This is a genomic window from Streptomyces sp. NPDC006925 (genome assembly GCF_042869575.1).
Taxonomy (GTDB): Bacteria; Actinomycetota; Actinomycetes; order Streptomycetales; family Streptomycetaceae; genus Streptomyces.
Map to the genome: position 1 here is coordinate 1 of NZ_JBIAGB010000038.1, position 12,991 is coordinate 12,991.

Sequence of the window (12,991 nt, forward strand, 5' to 3'; positions counted from 1 at the left end):
TGCAGGGTCTGCAACTGCCCGCGCGTCCGGTCCAGCTCCTCCTTGGCTTCGTGTGCCTTCTCGGCGAGCTGGTCCCGTTCCTGGACCAGGGCTTCCAGCCGCTCCTGGACCCTGCCGCTGGACGTGCTCAGCTCGGTGCGCTCCTCCTGCAGGGTCTGCAACTGCTCGCGCGTCCGGTCCAGCTCCTCCTTGACCTGCCGGTAGAGCTGATCGGCCCTCGTATCGCTCTCCTCGAGCCGCTCCCGTTCCTCGACCGCCTTCTGCAGACGGTCCTGCTCCTCCGTGGCCTCCTTCTCCGCGGACTCGAGACGTCCCAGCACCTCATCCAGCTGCTCCTGGGCTTCGGTCACCTTCTGTTCGGCGGCGTCCATGCGCCGCTCCGCCTCGGCCGCCGCGTCCTCGGCGCTCCTGGCACGCTTCGAGGACTTGACGAAGTCCGCGTTCGCGGCGATGTTCAGCTGCTCCAGCTTCTCCATCGCCGGGCTTTCCGGGCCGTAGTCCAGCATCGCGACATCGTCGGCGTTCGTCAGCCAGGCCATACGCTGCATCAGCTGCAGTCCCTGTTCCGGGTCCTGCGTGTCTGCCAGCTCCAGAGCGGACTGTGCCCGGGGACGGACCTTCGTCTTCAGCTCCTTGTTGAGCGCCACCAGCCGCTTCTGGGCCTGCTGCAGCTGGCCGCGGGACATCGGCTTCCCGTCCAGGCCGGGAGTCGTGGCGCGTTCTACCGCGAGTTCCAGCTCCTGCTTCTCCGTCAGGACGCCGCGCAGGGCGTACGAGGCGTCAGCCGCATCCCGGGCGCGGGCCCGGCGGACCATCTCGTCCGCGCGGTCGGTGACGTCCAGACCGGCCTTGCGGAAGAAGTAGGCCCACAGACGCCGCCACAGCAGGCCGATCAGCCGCAGCGGGCCCGGTTTGACGCCTTCGGGGCGCTTCTCCTGCTCCTCCGGGTCGTCGCTGTCCAGGGCGTTTTTCAGCGGGACCTGGATGACCCACGCGGCACCGATCGGCATCGCGGCCAGCCAGGGCGCCGACCAGATGTTCGGCGCGTGCTGGAAGTTCGCCACTGCGGACAGGAGGACGAAGCACCAGGCCGTGGCTCGCATGACCCGCATGGGGCGGGTCCAGCCCTTGCGGGGGTCGGCCATCCGGAACATCTGCGAGAACAGCCGCAGCTGAAGGATGTCGAACATCGACATAAAGCCGATGGCGAAGAAGAACGACAAGTCGGCCGTCTGCGTCGCGAAGCCCCACAGGCCATGGAGGCTGACCGCGAACCCGCCCAGCAGCGGCTTGTAGTCCATCTGCAGGGGCTCGGGCGGGAGCGGCTGCCCATCCTCGCGTGCCTGGGCCACGAGGTCGCGGTGGTACTGCTCCCGCTCCGCCCGGCGCTTGGATGCCCGGCTCCAGAGGGCGAAGCCGAAGACCAGCGCGACGATGAGTACCCCGCCGGCAACTGCTGCCAGCACCCAGGCCGGGGCATCGGTGATGGCGCGTTCGGCCGTGCCCCGCCAGTCCACCGGACCGACGTCGGCTGCCGCTGACCAGTGAGAAGGAGTGTTCACACTCTGGTCGTTGGCCATGAGGTCACCTCCGATCCCTAGGCGTTGCGCTTGGAGAGGTACTCGTCGAGCGCCGCGTCGACGAGGTCCTGCAGATTGACGTCGTGTCCGGCGGCGTAGAGCTTGGCCCGCTTGCGGGTCGATGCGCGGACGCGGGCGGAGAAGTTGACGCGCTCCTCAGACTCGGGGGTCTGCTGCGGTTCGCCCTGCTGCGGCACTTTGGCTCCTGACGGTGGTCGTTCCAGTGTTCCGAGCACACTAGGCCCTCTCGTTGGCTTCTTGGTTTCCGTGCTTGCCCGGCAACTGTACTGCCAACAAGCACGCTTGCCAACAATCATGGAAAACCGAATCCGAGAATGTTGACAAGCTGGCCACGGTGAGAGGTAATGGAAGTGCGAGAGGGCCGGGTTTGCCGACCCGGCCCTCTCCGACCGGGGCTTGCCGGCCCCAGCCATGACCGGACAGGCGTAGCACCGCCTTCCGGTCCCGGGACACCCCTGATCTGGAGGGATCTCCATGAGCCAGTCTCTCAGCCTCATCCCCGGCGCCGACATCACGGTCGACGACTTCCCGGCCCTGCGCTTGTCGCCCGAGGGGGTCCGCGCCCTGCCGGTCCTCACCGGTCCGCGTCTCGCGGTCGTCGGGCGGATCGGCCCGACGTGCCGGGACTGCCGCGACTTCGAGCGCGTGGTCACCCGCACCGGCGTCGCCGTCTGCGCCAACCCGGTGCACGCGAAGGACAAGGGCAGGCCGCAGCTGCCGATGCGCCCCACCCCGCACGAGCGGGACGGCCGTCAGGGCTCCCCGCAGCCGGCGCGGCCCCACCCCGGCAGCCGCTCCGTGCTCGCGGGGCGGTGACGGCATGAGCGTCCAGTCGCCCGAGGCGTCCTCCGCTCCCCAGTCCTGCGGCTGCAACGGCGGCCAGGTGATGGCCACCGTCAACCGCTGCGGTGCGGACGGAGAGCCGTACCAGTCCCTTGAGATGCAGGACTGCCCGAGCTGCAACGGCTCCGGACAGCGCTGACCCTCATCCCTTCTCTGGTTCGCCGGACGGGTGAGAAGCAGCCGCTGCTCCCCGTCCGGCGGGCCCGCACCCAGGAGTCTGTTGTGCGCACCCCTTCCCGGCTGACGACGACGTTGGCCACCTTCCTGTTCTCCTCCCCCACGCCCACCCCCGACTTCCCCCGCGACCCGGAGCGCCTCGGCGAGATGATCCGGGAGGCCGAGGCCAGGCTGGGCACCGCCGACGCGGCGCTGTCGAGCCTCGCGTACGCCTACGGCGACCACCCCGAGACCGCCGCCGAGCGGATGGCCACGTGCCTGCGCGCGGTCAAGGTCGTCCGCCCCCAGGTCCACCTGCCCCAGCAGAAGTCGGCGGTGGCGCGATGACGGTCGAATACCGCAGCGCGCTGGCCGCCCTGACTGCCGCAGCACTGCTCCTGGCGCTGGCCACAGGAGCCGGAGCCGGGCTGCAGACAGCAGCCGCTCTCGCGCTGCTCGGGTACGCCGGTGCGGTCTGGGCGCTCACCTCGCTGCTGCAGATCCGCTGCTGGGCTGTGCTGCGCGCTACCAGCCGAGGGCTGGCCGTGGCCGCCGTGCTCGCAGCGCTCGTCCTGGTCGGTATCGGCAAGGCCCTCGCGGAGGTGGCGAGCTGATGCCCCGCGCGCTGAGTATCCGCCAGCCCTGGGCCGCAGCCATCGCCCACGGACCCAAACGGGTCGAGAACCGCAGCTGGTTCGCCACCTACCGGGGCCCCCTGCTGCTCCACAGCTCGAAGACCCTCGACCGGACGGCCATGCGGCACCCCCTGATCAGCCCGATCCTGCGAGGGCTCCCGCTCGAAACCGGCGCCGTGGTCGGTGTTGCCCAGCTGGTCGACTGGCACCGGGACGACGGGGAGTGCACCCCCTGGTCCTTCCCCGGTCACCACCACCTGGTGCTGGAGGAGGTCACCCCGCTCTCCCTGCCGGTGCCGGTCGCACAGGGCGCGCTGCAGCTGTGGACCCCCTCCGAGGAGCTGCTGGAGCAGGTCCGCATCCAGCTGGACGAACGCTGGACGGAGGCCCTGCGGTGAAGACGACCCTCCGCACTCGCGTCTACGAGCAGGTGACCACCGTCCTCGCGGCTGTGGTCGGCCCGCTCCCCTACCTGGTGTGCGACTGCCGCCGCTGCGGCCAGGTCGCCCAGGCCAACCCGCCCGCGTGGAAACCGCCGTGCCGCTGCGCCCGGCCGCGTCCCCGCTGGCTGCCCCGACGGGCACGGCACGAGGACCTCCTGCACTACCCCCTCTACCTCGCGGCGCACTGCGCGCCGTCCACCGACACGGGAGGCGAGCAGTGAGCATCACCTTCACGGACATCTTCTGCGGCGCCGGCGGCTCCTCGACCGGTCTGGTCGATGCCGGGTTCGAGCTGAAGCTGGCTGCCAACCACTGGGCGCGCGCGATCGAGACGCACAGCGCCAACCACCGCAGTGCCGACCATCTGTGCGCGGACATCAACAACTACGACATGCGGCGGCTGCCTCGCACCGACGTGCTGTGGGCTTCCCCGATCTGCACCGAGCTGAGCCCCGCGGGCGGCCGTCGCCGCAAAGCAGCCCCGGGCGCCGGTCAGCTGGCACTGGAGGAGTTCGGGCCGGTCTCCCAGGACGCCTTCGACCGGACCCGGGCCACGTTCTGGGACGTCATCCGCGCCACCGAGGTCAACCGCTACAAGGCCGTACTGGTGGAGAACGTCATGGAAGCGGCCGACTGGGAGCTGTTCGACGTCTGGCTGGCCGGGATGCGCACTCTCGGATACCGCCACCAGTTCGTCTCGGTCTCCTCCGCACACGCCGGCGAGGACGGCAACCTGGCCGCTCCGCAGTGGCGCGACCGCATCTACATCGTGCTCACCCGAACCGAACTGCCGCTGCCCGACGTCGAGCCCAGGCCGCTGGCCTGGTGCCCGGTGTGCGAGGAGACGGTCCACGCGGTGCAGTCCTGGAAGAAGCCCGGAGCCCGGAAGCTGGGCAAGTACGGGCAGCAGTACGTCTATCGGTGCCCCCACGGTGCCCGGTGCCGCCACAGCGTCGTGGACCCGTATGTGCGCCCGGCCGCCAGCGTCATCGACTGGTCGAACCTGGGGGTGCGGATCGGGGACCGGGCCGCCGAGGGGCTGCGCCCCCTGGCCGCCACCACGGTCAAGCGCATCCGCAAGGGCCTGCAGATGCTGGGCCAGCGCCGCATGGTGCTGACCGTCAACCACGGCGGGCACGACGGCCGGGCCGTGCCCGCCGACCAAGCCCCTCTCTCCGCCCGCACGGTGAGGATCGGAGACGCGGTGCTGGTGCCCTCCGGCGGCACCTGGAACACCACGGCCACCAGCACCGCCGAGCCGATGCGGACCCGACTGGCGAACCCCAAAGGGTTCGAGTCCCTGGTCACTCCCCCGCAGGCGGACGACTCCTTCATCGTCACCCTGCGCCGCAACGCCGCCTCCCGCAGCGTGCACGAGCCTGTCGACACCGTGACCGGGCAGGGACGGCACCACTGGCTGGTGATCCCCTACCGCAACGCCGCCGCCAAGTCCGTGACCGACCCGCTGCACACCCTGGGCACCGTGGACTCGGCCGGGCTGCTGGGGCCGGCGCCGCAGCTGGAGGACTGCCACTACCGCATGATCCAGCCCCGCGAGCAGTTGATGGCCCAGCGCTTCCCCGCCGAGTACGTCGTCACGGGCAACAAGGGCGAGCAGACCATGCAGGCAGGGAACGCGGTCTCCTGCAACGTCGCCCAGTGGCTGGGCCAGCGCCTCGCGGAGGTGCTGTGATGCCGAAGCCCTTCGATCCCGAGATGAACGGCGGACGCCAGCTGGACCTGCTGGACCTAGTCGTCGCCGCCGAGCCGGAGCCCGCCACCGCGGCGGGCCCGGCCCCCGGGCCGACCACCGTGGTCTGCCTCAAGGGCCGCCGGGGCGATCCCTCCATCGCGGACGTGCTCTACGTCGGGCGCCCCATGTACCAGGGCGGTTGGAAGCTGGCCGGTCACCTGCTCGCCAACCCGTACCGGGTCGGCCGTGACGGCACGCCGGAGCAGGTCGTCGCACGGTACGAGCAGTGGCTGGACCAGCACGCCGACCTCGTAGCCCGAGAGCTGCCCAAGCTGCGCGGCCGACGCCTGGGCTGCTGGTGCGCCGAGGGACAGCCGTGCCACGCCCGGGTGCTGGCCCGCCGAGCCGATGAGGGTGCGCGATGACCCGGCTGACGCGGCGTGCGGAAGAGGCGTTACTGGGAGCGGCACTCTTCCGTCCCGAGATCCTCCCGGCGATGCAGTGGGTACCGCCCGGTGCCTTCTCCCGCCCCGATCACGGCGCTCTGTGGCGGACGCTCCACGCGATCGACTTCTCCCGGGTGCCGCGCGCGGAGATTCCGGCCGTTGTGACCAGGGCCGTGGAGCGGATCGAGGACCGGGGCATCCGGAACTGCCTGTCGCCCCAGCGTCTCCAGCAGCTGGCCGGCGCCTGCCCGAACCCGCGCACTGCTGCGCTGTACGGCGGCATGACGGTCGAGGGAGGCGTGCACCGCGCGGTCGAGGACACCGGAGACCGGCTGCGGGCCGCTGCCCAGCAGGCCGATGTCGAGCAGGCCGGTGACACGGTCGGCCAGGCGCAGGTTGCCCGGGAGCGGTTCGCCTCGCTGCACCAGGCGTGGCTCAGCACCCCGGAGCAGGTGCGGGTGCTGCTGGACACCCAGCACGACCAGCGGCTGCCGGAGCCGGAGGCTCAGCAGGCCCGCCGCCCGGAGCGGCTGGACCTGCAGGCCGAGTTCGACGTCGTGGCCTCCTTGCAGTGGGACTCCCGCCAGGTGGGGGACATCCCCTGGCTGCAGGACCAGGACTTCGCTGACCCTGCACTGCGCACCGCCTACGGCGCGATCACCGCGCTGCACGAGCGCCAGTCCCCGGTCGATGACCTGACTGTGGCGTGGGAGGCCGCCCGTCGCGGGGGCCCGCAGCCCAGCGAACAGCTGCTGGCCGACCTCGCCCGGCACGGAAGCGGGGGCATCGCAGCCCACGCGGGTGCACGTGTCCTGAGCACCGCGGCGCTGGACCGCCTGGAGACAGCAGGGGAGCAGGTGCGCGATGCCGGACGCGCCCCCGCCCTGGCTCCCAGCGCTCTGGTCGTCCGCGCTGAGCAGTCCCTGCAGCCCTCTCTCACCGACGAGCGGCGCATCCACCACGCCGAGCGCGAGCCCGAGCTGGCCGACGGCAAGGAGCCCTCCCCACCGGCTCACCCCGCACGTGAAGTCCCCGCCCCTTCCGAGATGGAGATGTGAATGAACGAGCCGGTTCGTTTCGACCCGACCGACTACCTGCTCAGCCACGAGCGGCAGATCACCGCCCCGCACCTGCCCGGCGTCGCCGCGCTGCCGCCCACCCGCTCCGCGCTCCGGGTCCTGTGGGAGCACCTGGGGCGTATCGCCCCGGGACTGGTCACCACCGCGGCGACCGCCCTTGCCTGGGGGTGGCACGCTCAGATGCCCGCTGGCTCCACCCAGCCGCTGTGGATCAGCGGCCTGCTGGCCGCCTTCGCCGCGGCGGCCGGCACCGTCTCCGCGGCCAAGAAGAACGGCAGCATCGATGTCACCCGCACCGCGTTCGCGGGCGCCGGCACGCTCGCCCTGATCGGTGTCGCGGCCTGGACGCCGCTGTGGACGGTGCGCGTCCTGATGTGGCTGCTGGGCACCGCCGCCGTCTACGCGGTCTGCGCCCCGCTGTGGCGCAGCGACCGCCGCCTGGAGCAAGAGCAGCGACACGAGCAGCTGCTGGCCCGGACCGATGCCCAGACCCGTCTGGCTGTCACCGCGGTCGAACAGCAGGCCCGCGTCGCCGAGGCACAGTGGCAGTACCGCACCGAAGCGGCCCGCGCGCAGGCGATCAGCACCAGCGTCGAGGCGCTGGTGGCCGCGAACGAGATGCGCGAGCAGCGCGCGATCACCCCGGGCAACGAGCTGAACGTCGCAGCCCTGCTGCAGGCAGCCGGCCACGAGGCCCCGCGCGAGCTGGCCGCCGACGAGCGCGACGGGCAGACGCCCCGGTGAAGCCGACCACGCCGCAAGGACGCCTGCTGCAGCAGTGGCAGGGCCACGTCGTGCAGGTCGACGCGCATGGGCTGGCGGTCGACGGGCAGACCATCGACCCGACCCCGCTCACCGAGCGGGACGCCGTCCTCCCTTCCCAGTGCCCGCTCACACACCCGGCATTCCAGCTGCTGGCCGACGGCGGACTCGTCTACCGCGGGCACGTCCAGGCGCACCTCGAATACGACCAGGTCACTGTCTACGGCCCGCAGGGAGCCGCCTGGCCGCCCTGCGGGCAGCAGCCGCCCAGCCCGGCCGACGAAGAACCCGACAACCTCGACTTCGAGCTTTGAGCGACGACCGAAAGAGAGACCGACGTATGACTGACGACCAGGACCGCCAGGGCCACATCGCCGGACTGCTCCCGGCACTGGCCCAGCTCGACCTCACCGCCGGCGAGCTGGACCAGCACCGGACCACCCGGGACAACAGCGCCCAGGTCAGCACCTACGACCATCAAGCAGCCCATGCCCGCCACCTGATCTTCTCCGCAAGTGCCACCTGCCAGGAAGTGGAGGAGGCCGAGCGCCTGCACCGAGGCGACGGGGAAAAGGGGTTCGCCGCGCGCGGCTACGACCACGCACTCCACCCCCGACAATACGAAGACGCCGAAGTGGAGCTGTGAACAACCAGGTCTGAGCGTGACCCGGTGGGGCCCCGGCTGCACGGCGGGGCCCCACCCGTCGAAGGGAGGGAACGAGAGATATGGACGAGCCAGTCCCCGAGGCCGAACTCCTCTACGAGGACGACAGCCTCACCGCAGTCCCCACCACGTGGGACGACATCGAGATCAGCGAGACCCAGCGGGTAGGCGACACCCAGTACACCCGGGGCGTGATCAAGGGCAGCGGGCAGGAGCGGATCTGGGCGGAACGCGACTTCGGTCAGGGCCTGCGCAACACCGAGGAAGTCACCACCGCGGACGATGTGCCCCCGGGCCGCATCGACAGCGTGTGGCGCGAGCTGACCGGCCCGGACGCTCCCACGGACCTGGCCGCGCAGATCGCCGCCCAGGACACGGCCGTGCAGCGCGAGCAGACCGACTATCACCACACGCTCGCCCAGTACGAGCAGGAGCTGGCACCGTCCGCCGAGCTGGCCGAGCGCCGCGCGGCCGTCGAGCAGGAGCTGGAGGCCGGCCCCGGCCAGGGCGCCCTGCAGGAGGAACACGGCGCCCTGGAACGGGCCGCCGCCGTCGAACAGGACCTGGTGCTGACCCAGGCAGAGGCCGACCTCTCGGACGCCAGCTCTGCCCCCACAGCCGTCGGTGAGTCGGGTATCGACCTGGGCGGTGAGTGGGATACCGCGCAGGGCGTCGACTTCGGCGACGACGACATCGACATGTGAACACTCCACGACATAGCCCCTGACAGAGATATCTGTCAGGGGCTATGTCCGTGAGTACGGTGTGATCCATGAGCACGCAGGGGGCAGGACGGCGGGGACATGTGCTGATGCTCGCCGGCGACACAGCCACTCACCGGCGCCGACCGCAACTGCTGCCCAGCCACAATCTCGCCGCGCTGGCAACGGCCCCGGCCCAAGCGCTGCTGGGAACCACGGACCCGACCGACGTCGCGATGCTGGACGGAGCACGAGACCCCCACCTGGTACGGGCTCGGTTGCAGATGGCCGCTGACACCAGCGGAGACCTGCTGGTCTACCTCTCGGCCCGGCTGGTGGTCGATCGCACGTCCCATGCCCTGCACCTTGCGCTGCCCGGCACTACCAGGCCCACCGTCCGGTACACCGCGCTGCCGTGGGACTGGCTGCGCACCGAGCTGCGGAACAGACCGCCGATGACGACCACCCTGGCGGTCGACCTGGTCGCCGAGCCCCAGGCCGTCAGTGTCCTGGCCGCCGGCGAAGCCGAGCGGCTGGCCGCCGGGTTGACCCTGGTCGGTGTCATCTCGCCTTCCACCGCGCCGACCGTCACCGGGCCCAGCCCCTACACCCGGCATCTCGCCCAGCGCCTCCGGCAGGGCGAGGGCCCCGTCGCTCAGCTCCATCCCCAGGTCGTGGCAGCCGCCGACCTACCCGCGGACACCCTCGTTCTCCCCGTTGCACCGCAGCAGGCTGCTCTGCCAGCGCCGCCCCCGCCAGCACCACCGCCCACCAGCCGTACCCAGATGCTGCCGCGTAGGCGCCTCGAGGCGGACGCCGACGACGTGGCCCCCGGGCTGGAATCCCGCCCAGCGCTCGACCCCGCTCTGCTGCCGTCCGCCGCTCCCGCCCCGACCCGGCCGCCTGCGCCGGAACCCGCGCTGGCCCCCGAATCGCGGGCACCTCATCCGACGGTCCCCGTATCGCCCACCGCGCCCGCCCCGGTTCCGGCTCAGCGCCCCGCAGCCCCGGCCGAGCCCGGCACCGGCCAGCAGGACCCCCGCCCTCGTATTCACGCCCTGGCCCAGGCTGGCAGGCACAGGGAGGCGGCCCGGGAAGCGCAGATGTGGGAACAGCATGTGCTGCAGACCTGCGGTATCGACTCTCCGCAGGCCACCCAGTGGCTCGAGATCCGTGCCGACCTCGCCAAGATGGCCACGGACTTCACACTGGCGACGCACCTGTGGATCGCGGCGGGGCGTACTCGCCTCGCCCACCAGGCAACCGACGCACCCGAGGTCCTCACAGCAGGGCAGAGCGCGCACTACTGCTGGACCCACATTCAGGACCCCGCCAAGGCCCGCGACTGCGGCCCCGACCTGATCAGTCTTCTGCGGACCCTGCCCGCGCTGGACCGGCGCCATCTGTCGATGGCCCAGCAGCGCCTGGAGTACCTCCAGCAGATGCCGCGATAACAAGCCCTGCGGGGGGCGCTTCCGACTCGACCGCCCGCCGCAGCGCCTCCATTTTCGGTGGCAGCAGGCGTTCCAGACCGTACTGCCGCCGCCCCCGCCTGTAGCTGCTGACCAACCCGTTGCTCTCCAGCGGCACTCCCGGCGGACGGTGCAGCGTGGCACCCTCCCGTGCGGGGTGCCCGTCGTGGTTGTGCCACAGCGACACCCACAGCCGCGACGTGCCGCGGGTCCGGCGCACCAGGTCCGCGCGCAGCGGCAGCCACCGCCCAAGCGCTGCCTGGCCCAGCGGCGACAAGGCGACCTCGCAACCCGCCCCGTCCGAGACGGCACGGCGTCCGGGGGCGAGGTCGGAGAGCCGCAGACCGGACAGCTGTCCCGAGGACAGGGCCGCATCCAGGACCAGAGTGAGCACCGCCGTCAGCCGGACCTGCCCCGGCGGCATCCAGCCGCCCAGGTCCCGGTCGAGCTGACGGCGCAGCGTGGCCAGGGTCGAAAAGTCCGGGGTGGGCTGCAGCAGGACATCCTCGCCGGCGAGCCGGAGCCGGGGCAGCCCCAGGGCGTCCCGCAGCAGCTCCAGACACTGACGGCGCACCGTGTTGGTCGCCGCCGAGGTGGGCGGACGGCCGCCGTCGACAGTGCGGGCCCGCAGCGCGCCGGACTCCGCCAGCCGCAGGTACGGCGTCAGCGCCTCCTTCTCCAGCAGCCGCCGCAGACTGTGACGGGCCGCCACCGGCAGCGCACCACGCACCAGTGCCCGCTGCATCTCCCCGCGAACCATGGCGAGCTGACGCGCGCGAGACGGCCCGATGGTCAAGCCGTCCAGCAGCTGCTCCAGCGCGAGGATCGATGCGAACTCTGGCACACCCGCACCGTACCCGCGCACGACGCGCAGCGTCTGAACCGGACCAGATGAACACTGGTCCCGCTGGGCTGAGCCCAGCGGGACATCTGTGTCTATCGGCGCCGCTCGATCCTCAAGACCAGCGGAGTGCCACCGGCCGCAATGAGGGCAACGCCCACTTCGGTGTCCCCCGAGAGGCCGATGGCTGTACCGGCTCCCGCACACAACGCGGCGAATCCCAGCTGGGCCCACGTCAGGGCGTTCTCGCCGCGCGAGCGGCTGGCTGGAGACTCACCCTGTTCCTCTGCTGGCGTCTCTGACTGCGTCGCCTGTGCCAGTTGGAGCTTGAATGTTGTGGACATGTCAGACCTTCGGTCATGGCGTGCGGCAGCACGCGGTGAATGGGTGTCACAGACTTTGACCCAGCGCGTAGTTAGCCGCGCAAGTCCGGGTCCCCGATGCCCGAGTGATGTCTTCGGGCAGGGAGGAGACTGCACCGCCCTGGCAGTTCATTCGAGCTTTGCGAAGTGCCGGCACTGGTGCGGGCCCGTCGGATCAACCGTGCTCACACCAGAGGGCTAGCCTCGCAAGTCTCGGTTCTTCTCATACCTGTGACGCCGAACGGCCCCTCATTCGAGGGGCCGTCTATGAAACCTCCGCTGCTCAGAGCTTTACGCTGGCGGACAACGATGCCGCTACCGGGAGCCAGTCAGGACGGTTCTGGGAAGCGGCGAGGATGTTTCTGGCGCTTGTTGGTTGAGTGTCCTGATGCCGTTTCGCAGGGCTTCGAGGGATCGCTGCCGTTCGGCTGGGGGCAGGGCGCTGTCCACCAGTTCCTCCAGTTCGGCGAACAGAAGACCCCGCCCTTCGCGCAGGCACCAGAGCATGCGCTGGACTCTGCTTCGAAGTTCCGGCGTGGTCCGCTTGGCCGGCACCCGGCTGGCGAGATGCGCCACCACGTCGTGTACGGCATTACGAAGGCGCTGCGTCACCAGCTCGCTTCCTGGCGAGAGCGCCAAGATGGGGAGGGAGGCCTCCAAACGCTCCTCCAGCTTCTCCACTGCGGCAGCCAGCCCGTCACCTCGCTCGGACCGTCGCGCTGCCCGAAGAGCCTCGACGCACCGGAACGCGGCCAAAGATTCCTGGGGACGGACCTGGGTGAGCAGATCAAGCCAGTGCTCCCAGGTCTGGGCCTCGATGTGGCAGCTGGACAGGAAGGTGCGCAGGATCTCAACGGTGAGGGGCCGCTCTCCCCGCAATGCGGCCCCGTAGGTGTGGTGTGAGTATCCCGGGGCCCGTCGGGCGAGGTCGCGGAGGCTTAGGCCGTGAAAACGGCGGACACAGTTGAGCAGGCGGACCAGCTCTTCCTCGTTCGCCACGCGCCGCGGGGGGATGATCCGGCGGGCGCGTGCCCACTTCTTCAGCAGTTCACCATCCGTGTCGGCTTGCTGGATCTGCCGTGACAGCTTGACGTTGTGCCAACGCGGATGCCAGTTGCTGGGGGCTCCGCCGCATGCGCGCACGTAGCCCTCCACGGTGCGCCAGCTGGGCAGGGTGCGACCGCTGTGAGCCTGGGAGAGAGAGGCTGCCGAGATGCCGCAGCGCTCTTCCATGCAGGCCAAAGACGGGCTCCCTGCGGTAGTCCTCATGTCTCGTAGGGCAGCGGCGAAGGC

At 70.8% G+C, this 12,991-nt stretch carries 18 protein-coding genes; 14 read left to right on the plus strand and 4 right to left on the minus strand.

What is annotated here, in order from left to right; translation table 11 throughout:
• Together ACFYNS_RS30555 and ACFYNS_RS30560 are read right to left on the minus strand one after the other, a co-directional pair.
• Window positions 1-1,580, minus strand: a 1,580-nt coding sequence (locus ACFYNS_RS30555; RefSeq protein WP_388606107.1) for a DUF2637 domain-containing protein, incomplete at its 3' end; no start/stop codon positions are given.
• Window positions 1,581-1,597: 17 nt separating this feature from the next.
• On the minus strand, window positions 1,598-1,777 hold the full coding sequence (locus tag ACFYNS_RS30560) for a hypothetical protein (RefSeq protein ID WP_388606108.1): 180 nt from the start codon (window positions 1,775-1,777) through the stop codon (window positions 1,598-1,600).
• Window positions 1,778-2,075: 298 nt separating this feature from the next.
• Between ACFYNS_RS30560 and ACFYNS_RS30565 the strand changes: the two genes are divergently transcribed.
• From ACFYNS_RS30565 to ACFYNS_RS30630, 14 genes are all read left to right on the plus strand, one after another.
• Complete coding sequence (locus tag ACFYNS_RS30565; protein WP_388606110.1) at window positions 2,076-2,417, plus strand: hypothetical protein; 342 nt, start codon at window positions 2,076-2,078, stop codon at window positions 2,415-2,417.
• Between the two features lie 4 nt (window positions 2,418-2,421).
• The gene (locus tag ACFYNS_RS30570; protein WP_388606112.1) at window positions 2,422-2,583 is read left to right on the plus strand and encodes a hypothetical protein; all 162 of its coding nucleotides are present in this window, start codon (window positions 2,422-2,424) and stop codon (window positions 2,581-2,583) included.
• A gap of 83 nt (window positions 2,584-2,666) precedes the next feature.
• Entirely contained in the window at window positions 2,667-2,948 is a 282-nt protein-coding gene (locus ACFYNS_RS30575) for a hypothetical protein (protein WP_276479333.1), read from the plus strand.
• Window positions 2,945-3,214, plus strand: coding sequence for a hypothetical protein (locus ACFYNS_RS30580; protein WP_388606114.1), 270 nt, complete (start codon window positions 2,945-2,947; stop codon window positions 3,212-3,214). Before ACFYNS_RS30575 ends, ACFYNS_RS30580 begins: the two co-directional genes overlap by 4 nt.
• Window positions 3,214-3,633 carry a hypothetical protein gene (locus tag ACFYNS_RS30585; RefSeq protein ID WP_388606116.1) on the plus strand — a complete coding sequence of 140 codons (420 nt, stop codon included), beginning with the start codon at window positions 3,214-3,216 and terminating at the stop codon, window positions 3,631-3,633. The genes ACFYNS_RS30580 and ACFYNS_RS30585 overlap by 1 nt, the downstream gene beginning before the upstream one ends.
• A complete protein-coding gene (locus ACFYNS_RS30590) occupies window positions 3,630-3,899 on the plus strand; it encodes a hypothetical protein (RefSeq protein ID WP_276479336.1) in 270 nt (89 codons plus the stop codon). Before ACFYNS_RS30585 ends, ACFYNS_RS30590 begins: the two co-directional genes overlap by 4 nt.
• Complete coding sequence (locus ACFYNS_RS30595; RefSeq protein WP_388606118.1) at window positions 3,896-5,371, plus strand: DNA cytosine methyltransferase; 1,476 nt, start codon at window positions 3,896-3,898, stop codon at window positions 5,369-5,371. The genes ACFYNS_RS30590 and ACFYNS_RS30595 overlap by 4 nt, the downstream gene beginning before the upstream one ends.
• Window positions 5,371-5,796 (plus strand): DUF4326 domain-containing protein, encoded by a 426-nt coding sequence (locus ACFYNS_RS30600; RefSeq protein WP_388606120.1) that lies wholly within the window; start codon window positions 5,371-5,373, stop codon window positions 5,794-5,796. The genes ACFYNS_RS30595 and ACFYNS_RS30600 overlap by 1 nt, the downstream gene beginning before the upstream one ends.
• Window positions 5,793-6,875 carry a DnaB-like helicase N-terminal domain-containing protein gene (locus ACFYNS_RS30605; RefSeq protein ID WP_388606122.1) on the plus strand — a complete coding sequence of 361 codons (1,083 nt, stop codon included), beginning with the start codon at window positions 5,793-5,795 and terminating at the stop codon, window positions 6,873-6,875. Before ACFYNS_RS30600 ends, ACFYNS_RS30605 begins: the two co-directional genes overlap by 4 nt.
• Window positions 6,876-7,640: a hypothetical protein gene (locus ACFYNS_RS30610; protein WP_388606124.1), complete on the plus strand. Its 765-nt coding sequence runs from the start codon at window positions 6,876-6,878 to the stop codon at window positions 7,638-7,640.
• On the plus strand, window positions 7,637-7,972 hold the full coding sequence (locus ACFYNS_RS30615; RefSeq protein WP_388606125.1) for a hypothetical protein: 336 nt from the start codon (window positions 7,637-7,639) through the stop codon (window positions 7,970-7,972). The genes ACFYNS_RS30610 and ACFYNS_RS30615 overlap by 4 nt, the downstream gene beginning before the upstream one ends.
• Window positions 7,973-7,998: 26 nt before the next feature.
• Entirely contained in the window at window positions 7,999-8,304 is a 306-nt protein-coding gene (locus tag ACFYNS_RS30620; RefSeq protein WP_388606127.1) for a hypothetical protein, read from the plus strand.
• A gap of 80 nt (window positions 8,305-8,384) precedes the next feature.
• Window positions 8,385-9,026, plus strand: coding sequence for a hypothetical protein (locus ACFYNS_RS30625; RefSeq protein ID WP_388606128.1), 642 nt, complete (start codon window positions 8,385-8,387; stop codon window positions 9,024-9,026).
• A gap of 68 nt (window positions 9,027-9,094) precedes the next feature.
• The gene (locus tag ACFYNS_RS30630; protein ID WP_388606130.1) at window positions 9,095-10,477 is read left to right on the plus strand and encodes a hypothetical protein; all 1,383 of its coding nucleotides are present in this window, start codon (window positions 9,095-9,097) and stop codon (window positions 10,475-10,477) included.
• Here ACFYNS_RS30630 and ACFYNS_RS30635 read toward each other — a convergent pair.
• Window positions 10,386-11,339 carry a hypothetical protein gene (locus ACFYNS_RS30635; RefSeq protein ID WP_388606132.1) on the minus strand — a complete coding sequence of 318 codons (954 nt, stop codon included), beginning with the start codon at window positions 11,337-11,339 and terminating at the stop codon, window positions 10,386-10,388. The two genes, ACFYNS_RS30630 and ACFYNS_RS30635, sit on opposite strands and share 92 nt — an antisense overlap.
• Before the next feature lie 674 nt (window positions 11,340-12,013).
• Window positions 12,014-12,940, minus strand: coding sequence for a hypothetical protein (locus tag ACFYNS_RS30640; protein ID WP_388606134.1), 927 nt, complete (start codon window positions 12,938-12,940; stop codon window positions 12,014-12,016).
• Window positions 12,941-12,991 lie beyond the last annotated feature (51 nt).

What these genes read in the sequence shown, in the direction of transcription:
- ACFYNS_RS30600 (WP_388606120.1), top strand. Translation starts at nt 5,371, where the DNA reads ATGCCGAAGCCCTTCGATCCCGAGATGAACGGCGGACGCCAGCTGGAC.
- ACFYNS_RS30570 (WP_388606112.1), top strand. Translation starts at nt 2,422, where the DNA reads ATGAGCGTCCAGTCGCCCGAGGCGTCCTCCGCTCCCCAGTCCTGCGGC.
- ACFYNS_RS30625 (WP_388606128.1), top strand. Translation starts at nt 8,385, where the DNA reads ATGGACGAGCCAGTCCCCGAGGCCGAACTCCTCTACGAGGACGACAGC.
- ACFYNS_RS30585 (WP_388606116.1), top strand. Translation starts at nt 3,214, where the DNA reads ATGCCCCGCGCGCTGAGTATCCGCCAGCCCTGGGCCGCAGCCATCGCC.
- ACFYNS_RS30605 (WP_388606122.1), top strand. Translation starts at nt 5,793, where the DNA reads ATGACCCGGCTGACGCGGCGTGCGGAAGAGGCGTTACTGGGAGCGGCA.
- ACFYNS_RS30580 (WP_388606114.1), top strand. Translation starts at nt 2,945, where the DNA reads ATGACGGTCGAATACCGCAGCGCGCTGGCCGCCCTGACTGCCGCAGCA.
- ACFYNS_RS30620 (WP_388606127.1), top strand. Translation starts at nt 7,999, where the DNA reads ATGACTGACGACCAGGACCGCCAGGGCCACATCGCCGGACTGCTCCCG.
- ACFYNS_RS30565 (WP_388606110.1), top strand. Translation starts at nt 2,076, where the DNA reads ATGAGCCAGTCTCTCAGCCTCATCCCCGGCGCCGACATCACGGTCGAC.
- ACFYNS_RS30610 (WP_388606124.1), top strand. Translation starts at nt 6,876, where the DNA reads ATGAACGAGCCGGTTCGTTTCGACCCGACCGACTACCTGCTCAGCCAC.
- ACFYNS_RS30630 (WP_388606130.1), top strand. Translation starts at nt 9,095, where the DNA reads ATGAGCACGCAGGGGGCAGGACGGCGGGGACATGTGCTGATGCTCGCC.